The sequence below is a fragment of the Streptomyces sp. NBC_01390 genome (genome assembly GCF_045040105.1).
In the GTDB taxonomy this organism is placed as follows: Bacteria; Actinomycetota; Actinomycetes; order Streptomycetales; family Streptomycetaceae; genus Streptomyces.
Genome location: NZ_CP109551.1, coordinates 10,511,819 through 10,527,168 on the forward strand (window position 1 = coordinate 10,511,819; position 15,350 = coordinate 10,527,168).

Consider the following 15,350-nt stretch of genomic DNA (forward strand, 5'->3'; position numbering starts at 1 on the left):
GGTGGTGCTCAGTGGCAGGACGAGGCCGGTCCGTTCGCGAACCTGGTCGTCATGGCCGAGCGCGGTCGGCGCAGGAGCCGGCGGTCGGCTGTGGGACCGGGGCCGGTCTGTGGATGGCGGAGGAGGTACCCGTCAGTGGCACACCGGTGCCGCCGCGGGCCACGGCAACGATCTCGGCGGCGATGGACAGGGCCGTCTCCTGCGGTGTGCGCGCGCCGAGGTCGAGCCCGATGGGGCTGCGCAACCGGGCCAACTCCCGGTCGGTGAGCCCGTGGGCGCGCAGGCGGGCCGTGCGGTCCTCGTGGGTACGGCGGCTGCCCATCGCGCCGACGTACGCCACGTTCAGGGCCAGTGCCTCCGTCAGCAGGGGGATGTCGAACCTTGGATCGTGGGTGAGGACGCAGATCACGGTGCGCTCGTCGGTGTCGGTGGACCGCAGATAGCGATGCGGCCAGTCGACGACCACCTCGTCGGCGTCCGGGAAGCGCTCAGGTGTCGCGAAGACCGGACGGGCGTCGCAGACCGTCACGCGGAAGCCCAGGAACCGGCCGACGCGGCTCACGGCGCCCGCGAAGTCGATCGCGCCGAACACCAGCATCCGGGGCGGCGGAACACTCGCCTCCACGAAGAGTTCGGCCGGTGCCTCCCCTGGGCCCGCCGGCGCCTCCAGCACGATCCGCGTGACGCGGACGCCGTCCGCGAGTACCTGCCGCACCTCGTCCGCCGTACGTCGGTCCAGGGCGGACGGACCGCCGAGCGACCCCTGGTACGAGCCGTCCGGGTGCACCAGCAGCGGGCGGCCGAGCAGGTCACCGCTGGTCCCGACCGACCGGACCAGGGCCGCACCACGGCCCTCGACGGCCGCGGCCAGGACGGCGGACACCGTTCGGCGTGTGTCCGCGAGGACGGGCACGGTCAGCAGTTCGACGACGCCTCCGCAAGTGAGGTGCGCCGCGAACGGGTCGTCGGAGCGCGGCCCGAACTCCAGCAGCTCCGGTGTGCCGGTCACCAGAGCCTGGCGGCAGGCTTCGTAGACCGCGCCCTCCACGCATCCGCCGGAGACACTGCCGACGGCGTGCCCGGCGGCGTCGACAGCCAGGGAAGCTCCCGGCTGCCGAGGAGCGCTGCCGTCGATCCCGACGAGGGTGGCGACGGCGAAGTCGCGCCCCTGTTCGCACCACTCGCGTAGTTCCGCCGCGATGTCCAGCATTTCGGGCCCTTTCCCCGTGACCGTCGCCCGGAACGACCGGGAGTCATTCGGTAGGAATCCCGTGCCGCCGACCGCTCTTGACGCCTTCCAGAATAACCGTCAACCTGCACGATCCGGCGTGTGTTGGATTGCACCGCGCGAAATCTTGCTGACTTAAGAGGTATTCGACGCGCCGATCGGAAGACCGTTACCGGCGCCTTCGGTTGTCGCTCTGTGTGGATGAAGGCCAGGTGGAGATGGGGTTGGAGAGGCCTGTGGGTAATCTATGGGGATTCTGTGCGGTCGGAATGGTGCGGGTCGTGACTCCACTCCTGCACGGTTAAGTCACCAACCGGACAAGCGGAATTGCTCATTCGCCTCGGTTTTCGCTTGCCACGGGCGACGGAGCTGATGTCTTCTTGAATGCGATGCTCGTGCCAAGGTCGGGTGACAAGGCATTGGAGGAGATTTTAGGTGACGTCAGCTCAGTCCAGCGGCATACTTTCCCTAGATTCTGGCGACCAGATTTCCACTGCACCGGAAAAGAACCGGGCCATTGTGATCGGATCCGGATTCGGCGGCGCTGTCGCCGCGTTGCGGCTGGGACAGGCCGGAGTGCAGACGCTGGTCCTGGAGCGGGGCCGGCACTGGACGTACAGCCCCACCCAGCAGGTCTTCGGCAACGAACAGAACCCGATGAGCCAGATGTTCTGGCAGAACGACTTCGCCATCTGGCTCACCATGCAGCCCACGCTCATCGACCGTATGCCCGGGCTCATGGAGGTGGTGACCGCGGGGGGTATCCAGATCGGCACGGCCGCCTGCGTCGGCGGGGGGTCCGTGGTCTATGCAGGCGTGACCGTGCAGCCCAGGCGTCGGCACTTCGAGGCGCTCTTCCCGGCCGGAGTCTCCTACACGGAGCTCGACCAGGTCCACTTCCCCCGGGTGCGGCAGATGCTGTCCGCCTCCTACATGCCCGAGGACATCTACCGGACCGACCCGTTCACCCACTCCCGGGCCTTCGACGCCCAGTTGAAGCGGGCAGGGTTCCCGACCCAGCCGATCCGTACCACGTTCAACTGGAGCCGGGTGCGCGGGGAGCTCGCCGGCCGGCTGCGCCCGTCGTCAGTGATCGGCGAGTCGTCGTTCGGCAACAGCAACGGTGCGAAGCACGACCTGACGCAGAACTACCTGCCCGCCGCCCTTGCCACCGGGAACGTCCGCATCAGCCAGCTCACCGAGGTGACATCCATCGCTGTCGGACCCGGTGGCCGCGGCTACACCGTGCGGATCCGCGAGCACGCGCCCGACGGTGGCATCGTCGCGACCCGCGAACTCGGCTGCGACATGCTCTTCCTGGCCGCCGGTTCGGTGAACACCACCCGGCTGCTGGTCAGAGCCCGGGACACCGGTGAACTCTCCGAGCTCAACGAGCATGTGGGCACCTGCTGGGGCGGCAACGGCGACGCATTCGTCTATCGCGCCTTCGAGGGCCCGACCGGAGCGAGTCAGGGCGCCCCCTGTGCGTCGGCGGTCTTCGTGGAGGACGGCTTCGGGATGCCGCTGCGCATCGAGAACTGGTACGCGCTGGCCTTCGGTGGGGAACCGTACCTGTCACAGTTCAGCGTCGCGGTCGACATGGACAACCGGGGGACGTGGACCTACGACAAGGCTACGGACGAGGTGAAGATGCTCGACTGGGGGCCGGAGAAGAACCTGGGGCCGGAGGCCGCGGCCGCCGCTTTCAGCAACACGATCATCGGACGGGGTGTGGCCGGACCGTCCCCGATCCTGCCGCCGACGGGCGGCACCGCTCATCCGCTCGGCGGCTGTCCCCTGGGCCGGGCGACGGACCTGTACGGCCGGGTCGAGGGATACCGCGATCTGTACGCGCTGGACGGGTCGCTGGTTCCCGGCAACGCGGGCGGGGCCAACCCGTCGCTGCTCATCACGGCGCTCGCCGAGAGGGCGATGGATGACATCGTCGCCCACAGCGGCTGACCGGCCGGGCACGGCGGCTCCATGGGGCGCTCGCGCGGGACGGACGGCGGACGAACGGCCCGGTCGGAAGGATTCCGACCGGGCCGTTCGCCCTTTCCGCCCTGGCCCTTCATGCGATTTCGCGCAGGGCCGCGGTCAGACGAGCTTGTCCACAGTGATGGGCAGGTCGCGCACCCGCCGCCCGGTCGCATGGTGGACGGCGTTGGCGATGGCGGCCGCCGCGCCGACCGTGCCGAGCTCTCCGATGCCCCGCGCGCCCAGCGGGGTGAAGTTGGTGTCGGGACGGTCGAGGAAGTGCACGTCGAAATCGGGCATGTCGGCGTGGACCGGCACCAGATAGTCGCCGAGGCCGGCGTTGGCGAAGCGGCCTGTACGGGGTTCGACCCGGACGCCCTCCATGAGTGCCTGGCCGATACCGAACAGGATGCCTCCGACGATCTGGCCGCGCGCGGTCTTGCGGTTGATGATGGTGCCGCCGTCGATCACGGTGGTCCAGCGTCGCAGCCGGATCTCCCCGGTCCAGCGGTGCACCTCGGCCTCGCAGAAGTGGGCGCCGAAGGAGTGGACGGCGTACCGCAGACGTTCGGCGCCGGGCGCGGAGCCGCCCGGGGACTCCAGGTCCGCCCGGCCCGTGGCGGTGAGCAGTTCGCCGAATCCGAAGCTGTGCCCACCACCGGTCAGCCGGCCGGCCCGATACGTCACGGCGTCCGCCGGCATGCCGTGGAAGGGCGAGCGCTCGTCCTCGACGGCCAGTTCGACGAGCCGGCCGATGACCGCCGACGTCGCGGACCTCACGGCGCCGGCCGAACTCGCCGTGCCCATGGAGGCGAAGCACCCGTAGTTCGGCGGCAGCGTGGAGTCGCCGAGCAGCGCCTCGACGCGATCGACAGGGATGCCCAGGTCGTCGGCGCAGGTCATGGCGAGCACGGTGCGCATACCGGTGCCCGGGTCGGAGGTGGCTGAGGCGACCGACGCGGTGCCGTCGGCCAGCAGTCGTACGTTCGCCTGTGTGGCGGGCAGGAGCTGGCCGGGGTAGGTGGCGCCGGCCATGCCCGTGCCGGTCAGCCAGACGTGGTCCGGGTCGGTGTCCGACGGCGCGGGACGGGGGCCGGTGCGCGGTTGCCAGCCGAAGCGCTCGGCGCCCACCCGGTAGCACTCGTCCAGGTGCTTGCTGGACCAGGGCACGCCCCGGCCGGGAAAGACAGTCGCGTAGTTGCGCATCCGCAGTTCGACCGGATCGAGCCGCAGCGCGACGGCCAGTTCGTCCATCGCGCTCTCCAGCGCGAACGACCCCGGTGCCTCACCAGGGGCGCGGACCCATGTCGTGGGCGGGGTGTCCATCGGTACGACCTTCTGCCCGACGTGGATGTTGGGGCACTTGTAGGTGTAGCGGGACGTGGTGTGCGCGGCCGTCTCGTAGATCACGCCGGACAGCGAGAGGCTGGACGCGGCGTCGTGCTTGAGCGCCACCAGTGTGCCGTCCTGTCCGGCTGCCAGGGCGAGGTTCTGGGAGACGGCGGAGCGGTGCCCCACCGTCGTGAAGACCTGTTCCTGGGTCAGTACGGTGCGGACCGGGCGGTCCAGTTCCCGGGCCGCGACGGCCGTGAGCAGCGGGTGCGGCCAGATGTACAGCTTCCCGCCGAAGGCCCCGCCGACGTACGGGCTGATCACCCGGACCTGGTCCAGGCCGAGGCCGATGGTCTCCGCCGCGGCGAGCATGCCGCCCAGCGGACTCTGCGAGCCGAGCCGCAGCGTCAGCCTGCCCTCGTCCCAGGAGGCGAGGACGGCGTGCGGCTCCAGGGCCAACGGCACCTGGGACGGCTGGGTGTAGGTCGCGGAGACCTGGACCGCGCCCAGGGCCAGGGCCTCGTCGATCGAGTCGACACCCTCTGCCAGCAGGTCTGTCTGCGGATCCTCGTAGTTGACCGGCACGGGCGGCCGCAGGGCGGCCGGCACCCCCTGGGCGAAGGACGCCCGCGGCGGCCGGGTCGTGTATTCGGTGGTGATCAGCGAGGCCGCGTGGCGCGCCTGCTCGAACGTCTCGGCCACCACCATGGCGATGATCTGACCGTGGTGGTGCACCTCGGCGTCCTGCAGGGGCAGCCAGAACTGGCCCACGAAACAGAGGTCGGGCGTGGTCTTGATGCTGTGCAGCTTCAGCGGGCGGAACGGTGAGTAGACGGCCAGCACCCCCTCGGTCCGTTCCGCCGCGCGAGTGTCCATGGAACGTACGGAGCCCCGGCCGACGGTACTCAGTACCAGCTGGGCATGGACCATGCCAGGCGCGTGACTGTCGGCCGCGTACCGGGCCCGGCCGGTCACCTTTTCCGTTCCGTCGACGCGGTTGATCGGGCTGCCGATGAGCGGAGGAGTCATGGACGGCCTCCCAGCCGGAGGAGGGCGTGGGTGACGGTCTGCCGCATCAGCCGGATCTTGAAGGCGTTGCCCGCCAGCGGGCGGGCACCGGCACCGGTGTGTTCGGCGGCCTCGGCGGCGGTGTGGAGGGTCAGTTCCCGTCCGCGCAGCGCGTCTTCGGCGGCGGGCACCCGCCACGGCTTGGTACCCACCCCGCCGAGCGCGATGCGTGCGTCCCGCACCACACCCTCCCTCAGGTCCAGCGCCACGGCGGCGGAGACGAGCGCGAACTCGTAGGAGCGCCGGTCGCGGACCTTGACGTAGAGCGACCTGGTCGCCCACGGCAGTCGCGGAACCCGTACTCGGGTGATGAGTTCGCCGGCGCGCAGGACATTCTCGCGGTGCGGGGTCTCCCCGGGCAGCCGGTGGAACTCTTCCAGCGGCACGGTGCGCACCCCCTCCCCGTCCCGCAGTTCCAAGGTCGCGCCCAGGGCGACCAGGGCCACGGCCGGGTCGCTGGGGTGCGTGGCGACGCAGGCCGGGCCGGTGCCGAGGACGGCGTGCCCGCGGTGCTCGCCGGAGAGCGCGGAACAACCGCTGCCTGGCGCACGCTTGTTGCAGGGCGTTGCCGTGTCCCGGAAGTAGCCGCACCGGGTGCGCTGCAGGAGGTTCCCGCCGAGGCTGGCCATGTTGCGCAGCTGGGGTGAGGCGCTGGCCAGCAGCGCCTGGCGCAGCACCGGGTAGCCGGCGACGACGAGGGGGTCTCGGGCGATGTCGCCGAGGCGCTCCAGCGCGCCGATCCACAGACCGTCGTCGTCGGCCGTGATGCCGTGCAGGGGAAGGGAGTTGATGTCGACGACGCGTCGTGGACGGGCCACGTCGAGTTTCATGAGGTCCACGAGCGAGGTGCCGCCGGCGAGGTAGACGGAGTCCTCCCCGTACGCGGACAGGGCCTCCGGGACGGAGCGCGGCGCGGTGAACGCGAAGGGGCGCATCAGGCTGCCCCGTCCTGTGCGACGGACGGTGGTGCGACGCTCCGGACGGCGCGCAGGATGCCCTCGTACGCGCCGCAGCGGCAGATGTTGCCGGACATGGCCTCGCGGAGCGCTGCGTCCGAGTGGGCGGCGCCCTCCTCCAGCGCGGACACCGCCGACATGATCTGGCCCGGTGTGCAGAAGCCGCACTGGAAGCCGTCGTGGTCCAGGAACGCCTGCTGGACGGGGTGCAGTCGGTCGTCCTCGGCCAGACCCTCGATGGTCGTGACCTTTCGGCCGGCCATGGTGACGGCCAGGGTGAGGCAGGACAGGACGCGGCGGCCGTCGACGTGCACCGTGCAGGCTCCGCACTGGCCCCGGTCGCATCCCTTCTTGGTGCCGGTGAGCCCGAGCCCGTCGCGCAGCGCGTCGAGCAGGGTGGTCCGCACGTCGGTGCGCAGGCGTACGGTGCCCCCGTTGACGTGCACCACGACCTCGGGGGCCGAGGAAGAAGGGTGCGGCGGCGGGGTCGGCCGGGGTGGGCCGGAAGGCGGACCAGGCGTGGGCGGTTGAGGTGCTGCGGACGAATCCGTCATGGATCCTCCCCGAGATTGTCGCAAAGTGGGTGCGGGAATCGAGCGGGAGATCGAGTGGGAGCGCGCGGTGCCGGAACGCGGGCGACACGGTCGAGCTGACGTGCGAAAACGCCTGCACTCATGAGGCGTTGACGCGCGACGGGCGGCGAGACGGCTCGGCCGTTCAGACCTTTCCCTAAGCGCCTGACTTGCGTCAAGTGCTTTACAACCGGTTTATGGGCGCTATCTTGTAGCCATGAACGATCAGGGCTTCAATCGGGTCATCTGGGCGGAGCGGCGGGCGCATCGTGCCCTGAGCAGCGCCAAGGAGCGGCAGTTGCGCCCTCTTGAACTGTCCTCCGCGCACTACTCGTTGCTCGCCGCGATCTCCGGGAACCCGGGTGCCATGGGTGCCGAGCTGGCGCGTGAACTGAGTGTGACCCCACAGAACATCGCCGGCCTGACCGCCCGGCTGGAGCGGCGGGGCCTCATCGAGCGTCAGCCCAACGCCCGCCACCGCAACGTGGTGGAGATGTGGGTGACCGTCAAGGGTGAGGAACTGCTGGCGGAGGCCGATGCCGCCATGATCGAACTTGAGCGGACGATTGCCCGCATCCTGGGCGCCGACGGTTCGGAGCGGCTGCGCCGGCTGCTGGAGGACCTGGCCGACGGCCTGGAGGGCGAGAACCGCCAGGGGGGCCGGGTGCGCGGCAGAACAAGGCCCCCGGCCCCGAACTGACCCCCACCCGCCCCGATCTCCCCCTGTCGCGTCGCCCGCTGCCCGGTTCCGGAGTCTGTCGCTGCCCCGATTACGCCGTCCGCCTCCGTCGGTTCGACTCCGCCTTGCCCCTCCGTCGTTGCCTCTCTGCTGCCGTTTGCCTCAAGTGCTTTATGCTGAACAGTCAAATGCTCATCATCAAATGGCTGTTGGATGTATAGCACTTGACATTGCCGGTCCGGGCGCGTCAGTGTCGGTCGTGTACGGCCCAGGAGAACGACCGCAACGCTCTGGAGGCCTTCGATGCCGCCCGTCCATGACCGAGGCCAGCTCTTCGACGCGACCCACGACATCCCCGCCGGATGGACCACCGATCGCATTCCGTCCCTGACCGGACGCGTTGCCCTGGTCACCGGTGCGAACAGCGGAATCGGTCTGGTCACCGCACGCGAGCTGGCCAGGGCGGGCGCGGACGTCGTGCTCGCGGTCCGGGACACCGCTAAGGGCGCGACCGTCGCCGCCGAGATCGCCGCGGCGGCTCCCGGCGCACGGCTGGAGGTGGGGGAACTCGACCTCGCCGACCTCGCGTCCGTCCGGAGTTTCGTGACACGCTTCGCCCGCGAGCACGACCGCGTGGACCTGCTCGTCAACAACGCGGGCGTCATGGCCCCGCCACGGCGCACCACCGCGGACGGGTTCGAACTGCAGATCGGCACCAACCACCTCGGTCACTTCGCGCTCACCGGACTGATCCTGCCCGCGCTGCTGGCCGCGCCCGCGCCCCGCGTCGTGACGGTGAGCAGCACCTTCCACGCCTTCGGCCGGATCGACCTCGACGACCTGCACGCCGAGCGGCGCTACCGCCGTTACGGTGCCTACGCGCAGTCGAAACTCGCCAACCTGCTGTTCACCGCCGAACTCCAGCACCGAGCCGCCGTCGCCGGCGCCGGGATCCACTCCTGCGCGGCACACCCCGGCTATGCCGCGACCAATCTGCAACTGGCCGGGCAGGGGCCGGTGACGCGTGCGGTGATGGCCGTCAGCAACGCGCTGTTCGCCGTCGGCCCGCAGGCCGGCGCGCTGCCCACGCTGTGCGCGGCGACCCTTCCCGACCTGCCTGGCGGAGTGTTCGTCGGCCCTCGGCGCCTGGGCGGTTACCGGGGCGGCCCGGGCGTCGTCCGACCGCACCGGCGGGCCGCGGACGCGAGGATCGCCGCCCGGCTCTGGGAGGTGTCCGAGGCCGCCACCGGCGTTCGCTACGACTTCACCGCCGATCGTCAGCGTGCCTGACCGCGCGGCGGACACGAGAGGACAAGGGGGAGCAGTGGAACACCGGGAAGCAGATGTGATCGTCGTCGGGGCCGGGCTCGCCGGGCTGTCCGCGGCCCACGGGTTGCTGGCCGCCGGACTGGAGCCACTTGTGGTGGAGGCCCGCCACCGGGTCGGCGGCCGTACGCTGAACGAGACGCTCGCCGACGGCACCGTCATGGAACTGGGCGGCCAGTGGCTCGCCGAGGGCAACACCCGTATGGGAGCCCTCGCACGACAGGCCGGCGGGTCGCTGTTTCGCAGCCGCGCGCCGGGCGTGGACCTGCTGGAGCTCTCAGGACGCCTCCGCCGCCAGCAGGGAAAGGTGCCGCCGCTGGGTCCGGTCGGCCTGCTCGACGTCGCGCTCGCCCGGCTGCGGCTGGACCGGCTCGTCGGCTCGGTGCCGGTACGCGCACCCTGGCGCGCACCGCACGCCGAGGAACTCGACGGCCGCAGTGTCGGAGAGTGGCTGGACCGCACCGTGCGCAGCCGGGAGGGACGGCGGCTGCTGGACCTCGCCTTCACCACCATGTGGGGCGCGACGCCGCACGACATCAACCTGCTGCAGGCGCTGGCCTACATCGGCAGCACGGGCCGCTTCGACAACATGACCACTACCAAGATCCAGGACCGCGTCACGGGCGGCGCGGCACGCGTACCGCACTGGCTGGCCGAGGGTCTCGGCGAGCGGGTTCTGCTCGACGCACCGGTCAGGGCGATCGTCCACAGGGGCGCGGGCGTCGAGGTCGACACCGCCCGGGGCACCGTCCGGGCGCGCCGGGTGATCGTGGCGGTCCCGCCGCAGCTCGCCGCCGCGATCAGGTTCGAGCCCGGGCTGCCGCACGCGCGGCTGGCGGCGCTGCGCAGCCTCCCGATGGGTGCGGTCGTCAAGGTGTCCGCCGTCTACGACCGCCCGTTCTGGCGCGAGCAGGGTCTGAGCGGCACGGCGCTCACCGACCAGGGTCCGGTGACCGCCGTCTTCGACAACTCCCCGCCCGGCGAAGGCGGCCGCGGTGTGCTGGTCGGGTTCGTGCCCGGCGAGCAGGCCCGGAACCTGGCGGGCCTGCCGACGGCCGAGCGCCGTCAGCGGGTGCTGGCGACCTTCGCACGGCTCTTCGGCCCCGGGGCCGGCACGCCCGACGCGTACGCCGAGAAGGACTGGGTGGCCGACCCCTGGTCACGGGGCGGCTACTTCGGGCTGCCGGCGATCGGCGCCATGGCCCGGTCCGCACGTGCCCTGGGCGAGCCCTTCGGACGGGTGCACTGGGCCGGTTCCGAGACGGTGCTCAAGGACTACGGAGGCATGGAGGGGGCCGTGACCTCCGGCGAACGCGCGGCAGCCGAGGTGCTCGCCGCGCTCACGGCAGAAGAAGTCGGACAGCCCGTGTGAGCCGGTCGGCAGCACGGGGGCTCCAGAACGCCGAACGATCCGGAGAGGCTGCGATGAGTGTGTTGGTGACCGACCGGCACGGTCCGGTACTGACAGTGCGCCTGCGCAACGAACCCTTCAACTTCCTGACCGGGGCGGTCCTCGCCGAACTGAGCGACGTCCTCGCCCGTGCCGAACGGGACCCCACCGTCCGCTCCGTGGTCCTGGGCAGCGCCGTCCCCGGCGTGTTCCTCGGCCATTACGACATCGAGGAACTGCTGGCAGGCGCGGAGGCGGGCGGAATGGAGGTCCCGGCGTACCTGGCTCCGGCTCCGCTGCGCCTGGTCGCGGCGCTCGACAGGGTGCCGGGGATGCGCCGGCTGCTGGACCGTTCCCCGGTTGCCGGAATGCGAGCCCTCCTCGCCTTCCACGATGTCGTGCGACGCATCCGCAACAGTGACAAGGTCTTCGTCGCCGCCATCGAGGGGACCGCGCTCGGCGGTGGCTTCGAACTCGCGCTCGCGTGCGACATCCGCGTCATCGGTGACGGGCCCTACGAGGTCGGGCTGATGGAGATCGCCTTCGGGCTGCTGCCCGGTGGAGGCGGCAGCCAGTTGCTCACCCGGGTGCTCGGTGCCGGGCGAGCTGTCGAACAGCTGCTTGAAGGACGCCTGTTCACACCCCGAGAGGCGCAGGAGGCCGGAATCGTCCACCGTGTCGTGGCGCACGGCATGGTGGACGAGGAAGCCATGGACACCGCCCGGCGGCTGGCCCGGCGCGCCCCCGGATCGGTCCGGGCCGTGAAACAGACGGTCTACCGCGGCGGTTCGCGTTCCCTGGGCAGGGGGCTCGCCATGGAACGGGCACGCTTTCTCGCCCTGGCCAGCCGGCGGTCCACACAGGCGACTCTGCGTCGCTACCTGGACGACGTCCGTACCCACCGGCGCACCACCGGCGGCGACCCCGCCGCGTTCGCCGCGACCTGTCTGCCCGCCTGGCGGTCCGGCACCACAGCCGAGACCGAGCGTCCCTGACGCCCCTCCGAGGAACAGCGCACCGGCACTCCCGACACATCCACTCAACTCAACGACGCCGAGAGAGTGATACACCATGCTGGGACAACACGTCGGAGACGGAGCGCGGGTAGCGGTCGTCGGCAGCGGCATTTCGGGGCTGTCAGCGGCCCTGTGGCTGGAACGCGCCGGGTACGACGTCGAGGTCCTCGAACGCGAGGACACGCCGGGCGGCCGTTTCGGCATCGGACGGCTGGGCGAACGCCCGGTCATGATGGGCGGAAAGAACATCGGACGGCGCTACACGGCCTTCCGTACCTGGCTGGACACCCTGGGCAGCTACACCTGGGAGTCCTTCGGCATCAACACCTCCGTGATGCGCGAGGACGAGGTCCTCACCCTGGACAGCACCCGCCGCCGTCGCTCCCTCGGCAACATCCGGAAGATGGGCACACCCCGGGACTTCGCGCGGCTGGCCGCCATGGTGGCGCGCATCCGCCGAGACGAGTCCAACAAGTTCCTCGGCTCGAAGTACTTCACCGGGCTCTCCGGCCGCTACGACCACGAACCCCTGAACGCCCACTTCAGCGCGGCACTGTCCGACACTCTGCTGCGCCCGATGACGGTCCGTATGAACGGGGCCGAGCCCGACGAGGTCTACCTGGGCACATTCGGTACCAACCTGGCACTGCTGCTGGACCACTACGACCAGCTGGTCGACGGTATCCAGCCGGCGCTGGAGGCGTTCGCCCACCGGGTGACGGTGCGGCTGAACACGACCGTCGAGGGCCTGGTGGTGCGCGGCGGACGGATCGCCGGGCTGCGCCTGTCGGAGAGCGGCGGCCCCGTGCGCGAGGAGGACTACGCAGGTGTGGTGGTCGCCGCGCCCGCCTACGCGGCCGCCGACATCGTCCGCGGTGAACTGCCCGGCCTCGGCAAGCGGCTTTCCGAGGTCCGCTACAACCCGTCCAGCGTCATGCTCGTCGAGTACGACCGTCCGGTGTTCGGCAGTGAGGTGCGGGCGCTCGCCATGCACGACGGCGGCCCCTGCAGCAACGCCGGCTCGTACGGCATGAACGACCGGCACATCGTGCGCTACACGTTCAGCGGGGCCGGGGCCCGGGGCGCCGACCTCACGTCGGAGCAGCTGGACACCTGGGTCGGCGAGGCCGAGCAGCGTCTCACCCGCTACCTCGGGGTGAGCCGGGCCCGGCCGGTGCGCTCGGTGGGCCGGATCTGGCCTGCCGCCTACAGTGCCTATCTGCCGTACCACGGTGAGTTCCTCAGTGACGTCCGCCGCGAAGTCGACGGCCTGCCCGGCCTCGAACTGTCCGGCGACTACCTGTGGGGTGTCTCCATCGAGGCGTGCACCCGGGCCGGCGACGCCGCCGGCCGCAAACTCGCCGAGCACCTGGCGACCGCAGGGCCGGTGCGGTCGTGACCGGCCGCTCCTCCCGTGCCGGGCTGCCGGGCGGCTGGGCCGTGGTGACCGGTGCGTCGTCGGGGATCGGGGAGGCACTTGCCCGTGAACTGGCGGCTCGTGGGCACCGGTTGAGGCTGGTCGCCCGCCGCAAGGACCGGCTGGCGCGGCTCGCCGCGGAACTGCGGGCGCTGCACCGGGTCGAGGTGGAGATCCATGCGTGCGATCTCGCCGACCGTGCCGAGCGGGAGTCCCTGTGCCGGGAGCTGGCTGCCTTGGAGATCGACGTCCTGGGCAACAACGCCGGCTTCACCACCTGTGGTCCGCTGTCCGGGGCCGATCCGCTGCGCGAGGCCCAGGAGGTGGAGGTCAACGTCGTCGCCACGCACGAGCTGACGCTCGCCGTGCTGCCGGGCATGCTGGCGCGAGGCAGCGGCACGGTGCTGATCACCGGCTCCACGGCCGGCTGGCAGCCCGTGCCCAGCGCGGCGACCTACGCGGCTACGAAGGCGTTCGTGAACACCTTCGCCGAGTCGCTCCACGGCGAGCTGCGCGGTACCGGCGTCACCTGCACGCTGCTCGCCCCGGGCCCGGTGCGCACCGAGTTCATGACGGTGGGCGGTGCCGGGGAACTCGAGACGCGCCGCTGGTTCGCCTGGCAGACACCCGGGACGGTCGCGCGCACCGCGCTGCTCGCGGCCGAGCGGGGCCGACGGATCTCGGTTCCGGGCAGGATGGCCCGGCTCCAGGGGCTTTCCGGGCGCTATCTGCCGCACCCCGTGACCTTCCTGCTGCTGCGCACCCTGATCCTGCCGAGGCTGAGGTCTCCGAGGCGCCGCGGGACGCGCGTACACCGCCCCGGCTGACGGCCGGAAACCACCGCACGGCGAGCGGTTGTCCTCGCGTTCCCTGAGCTAATCTCGGCGACGCGAAAAAAATATCGGCTCGTTGTGCGGAGGGGGTGGGACATCAGGCCCGGTCAGAGCAGATGCAGTTTTGGTCGCGAATTCAACAACGGCTCGCGCAGGAGTCGGCAGACGCCATACACGGGCACCCGGGACGCACCGTCGTTCATCGAGAAATCCGGGTGATCCGAGTTCGACGCCCACCGGTGGCGGACAGAGTGGTCCGACGTCGGGTGGCGAATTACCTGGACTGGATATTCCGCTGAAATCCGGTCCGCTTGGCGTGCACGGGGGAAAAATTGAAGGACTTAGGTGGAGAACGGCTGTCCGACCGGCTGGCCGTCAGGATACTGACCTGGGCATTTCCGCCCGACGTGATCGAAAGGGCCGTCCGGGCGACCGGACGGATGGGCGTGCGCAACCGCCTGCTGCCCCCACTGGTCACGGTCTACTACGTACTGGCCCTGTGCCTCTTCCCGAACGAGGCCTACGGGGAAGTGGCCCGGCTGCTGTCCAGGGGGCTGGCCCTCTCGGAGTTCCAGGAACCTCTGAACCTGACGGCCGTGCCGACCACGGCCGCCATCTCGCGGGCCCGGGCGCGCCTGGGTGTGGAGCCGCTCAAGGCGCTCTTCGCCGAGACCTCCGGGCGCCCGCCCGCCCAGGACACGGCTCCGCCCGGCGCCCGATACGGCCGCTGGCGATTATGGGTCCTGGACGGCCGTGCCGTCGAAGTGCCCGACACCCCCGAGAACGTGGCCGCGTACGGGGAGGTCCCCGCCGGGTCGTCGGACGCGGCAGAGGCCGCGTCACCGCGGATTCGGGTGACCGTGCTGACCGAGGGCGGCACGGGGACGCTGGTGGACGCCGACATCACCCCCGTCGCGCGCGGTGTCCCGGACATCGCGGCCGCTCTCGTGCGCCGGCTCCAGCCCGGCGACCTGCTGCTGGCCGACGCCGAGTACGCGCGCCCCGAGCTGTGGCCGGCCGGGGTCGCGACCGGAGCCGACCTGCTGTGGAACCTTCCCGCGGCGGCCACGCCGTCGTCCGGTGACTTACTGCCCGACGACTCCTACATCGGTGCGGCGCCGGGCCCGCGAACGGGCACGGGGCCCGGACTGGTGCGGGTGGTCGGCGAGAGCGCCGACGGGTCCCGCAGACTGGTGACGACCGTCCTGGACGCCCGCGCCGCACCCGCCGCGGAACTGCGCGCCGTCCATGCCGACCGGTGGTTGTACGACGAGGCCGTGGCCCAGCTCGCGGCTTTCCGCGGCAGTCGCAAGAAAGTCATGCGGTCCCGATCGCCGGAAATGATCGAGCAAGAACTCTGGGCGCATCTGCTGGTGTACAAGGCCGTCCACAATCTCGTGAACGACCGGATTTCTTAAGTCACCGTTCCGGATGTGCCCTTGTTTATGGGAAGCAGAAAGTCGTTGACCGCCGGATGTTGCCACGGTTAATGTCGTGAGGGTATCCGGCCGTCAATCGGCCGAAATCGCCGTTGAGTACTCCCAACGGTTTCCGGA

12 protein-coding genes are annotated in these 15,350 nt (G+C 70.8%); 8 read left to right on the plus strand and 4 right to left on the minus strand.

Features of this window, described 5'->3' with window-relative positions:
* Positions 1–49: 49 nt before the first annotated feature.
* Entirely contained in the window at positions 50–1,210 is a 1,161-nt protein-coding gene (locus OG241_RS46910; protein ID WP_405824873.1) for an XdhC family protein, read from the minus strand.
* Between the two features lie 537 nt (positions 1,211–1,747).
* On the opposite strand from OG241_RS46910, the gene OG241_RS46915 reads away from it, so the two are divergent.
* On the plus strand, positions 1,748–3,190 hold the full coding sequence (locus OG241_RS46915) for a GMC oxidoreductase (RefSeq protein ID WP_405824875.1): 1,443 nt from the start codon (positions 1,748–1,750) through the stop codon (positions 3,188–3,190).
* 135 nt (positions 3,191–3,325) lie between these two features.
* On the opposite strand, the gene OG241_RS46920 is transcribed toward OG241_RS46915, so the two are convergent.
* From OG241_RS46920 to OG241_RS46930, 3 genes are read right to left on the minus strand one after another with little or no spacing between them, the layout of a single operon-like run.
* Entirely contained in the window at positions 3,326–5,566 is a 2,241-nt protein-coding gene (locus OG241_RS46920) for a xanthine dehydrogenase family protein molybdopterin-binding subunit (protein ID WP_405824877.1), read from the minus strand.
* A complete protein-coding gene (locus tag OG241_RS46925) occupies positions 5,563–6,540 on the minus strand; it encodes an FAD binding domain-containing protein (protein ID WP_405824879.1) in 978 nt (325 codons plus the stop codon). The genes OG241_RS46920 and OG241_RS46925 overlap by 4 nt, the downstream gene beginning before the upstream one ends.
* Positions 6,540–7,115: a (2Fe-2S)-binding protein gene (locus OG241_RS46930; RefSeq protein ID WP_405824881.1), complete on the minus strand. Its 576-nt coding sequence runs from the start codon at positions 7,113–7,115 to the stop codon at positions 6,540–6,542. Before OG241_RS46930 ends, OG241_RS46925 begins: the two co-directional genes overlap by 1 nt.
* A gap of 235 nt (positions 7,116–7,350) precedes the next feature.
* On the opposite strand from OG241_RS46930, the gene OG241_RS46935 reads away from it, so the two are divergent.
* From OG241_RS46935 to OG241_RS46965, 7 genes are all read left to right on the plus strand, one after another.
* Complete coding sequence (locus tag OG241_RS46935; protein ID WP_405824883.1) at positions 7,351–7,833, plus strand: MarR family winged helix-turn-helix transcriptional regulator; 483 nt, start codon at positions 7,351–7,353, stop codon at positions 7,831–7,833.
* A gap of 282 nt (positions 7,834–8,115) precedes the next feature.
* On the plus strand, positions 8,116–9,102 hold the full coding sequence (locus OG241_RS46940) for an oxidoreductase (protein ID WP_405824884.1): 987 nt from the start codon (positions 8,116–8,118) through the stop codon (positions 9,100–9,102).
* 34 nt (positions 9,103–9,136) lie between these two features.
* Positions 9,137–10,510: a flavin monoamine oxidase family protein gene (locus OG241_RS46945; RefSeq protein WP_405824886.1), complete on the plus strand. Its 1,374-nt coding sequence runs from the start codon at positions 9,137–9,139 to the stop codon at positions 10,508–10,510.
* A gap of 53 nt (positions 10,511–10,563) precedes the next feature.
* Entirely contained in the window at positions 10,564–11,523 is a 960-nt protein-coding gene (locus OG241_RS46950) for an enoyl-CoA hydratase/isomerase family protein (RefSeq protein ID WP_405824888.1), read from the plus strand.
* A 76-nt stretch (positions 11,524–11,599) separates the two neighbouring features.
* Positions 11,600–12,943: an FAD-dependent oxidoreductase gene (locus tag OG241_RS46955; RefSeq protein ID WP_405824889.1), complete on the plus strand. Its 1,344-nt coding sequence runs from the start codon at positions 11,600–11,602 to the stop codon at positions 12,941–12,943.
* A complete protein-coding gene (locus OG241_RS46960) occupies positions 12,940–13,788 on the plus strand; it encodes an SDR family NAD(P)-dependent oxidoreductase (protein WP_405824891.1) in 849 nt (282 codons plus the stop codon). Before OG241_RS46955 ends, OG241_RS46960 begins: the two co-directional genes overlap by 4 nt.
* Before the next feature lie 338 nt (positions 13,789–14,126).
* Positions 14,127–15,212: a transposase domain-containing protein gene (locus tag OG241_RS46965; protein WP_405824892.1), complete on the plus strand. Its 1,086-nt coding sequence runs from the start codon at positions 14,127–14,129 to the stop codon at positions 15,210–15,212.
* Positions 15,213–15,350: the final 138 nt, after the last annotated feature.

Bases quoted from the DNA above. Each gene is read 5' to 3' on its own strand.
- OG241_RS46910 (WP_405824873.1), bottom strand. From the start codon at position 1,210: ATGCTGGACATCGCGGCGGAACTACGCGAGTGGTGCGAACAGGGGCGC.
- OG241_RS46925 (WP_405824879.1), bottom strand. From the start codon at position 6,540: ATGCGCCCCTTCGCGTTCACCGCGCCGCGCTCCGTCCCGGAGGCCCTG.
- OG241_RS46940 (WP_405824884.1), top strand. From the start codon at position 8,116: ATGCCGCCCGTCCATGACCGAGGCCAGCTCTTCGACGCGACCCACGAC.
- OG241_RS46950 (WP_405824888.1), top strand. From the start codon at position 10,564: ATGAGTGTGTTGGTGACCGACCGGCACGGTCCGGTACTGACAGTGCGC.
- OG241_RS46930 (WP_405824881.1), bottom strand. From the start codon at position 7,115: ATGACGGATTCGTCCGCAGCACCTCAACCGCCCACGCCTGGTCCGCCT.
- OG241_RS46955 (WP_405824889.1), top strand. From the start codon at position 11,600: ATGCTGGGACAACACGTCGGAGACGGAGCGCGGGTAGCGGTCGTCGGC.
- OG241_RS46935 (WP_405824883.1), top strand. From the start codon at position 7,351: ATGAACGATCAGGGCTTCAATCGGGTCATCTGGGCGGAGCGGCGGGCG.
- OG241_RS46920 (WP_405824877.1), bottom strand. From the start codon at position 5,566: ATGACTCCTCCGCTCATCGGCAGCCCGATCAACCGCGTCGACGGAACG.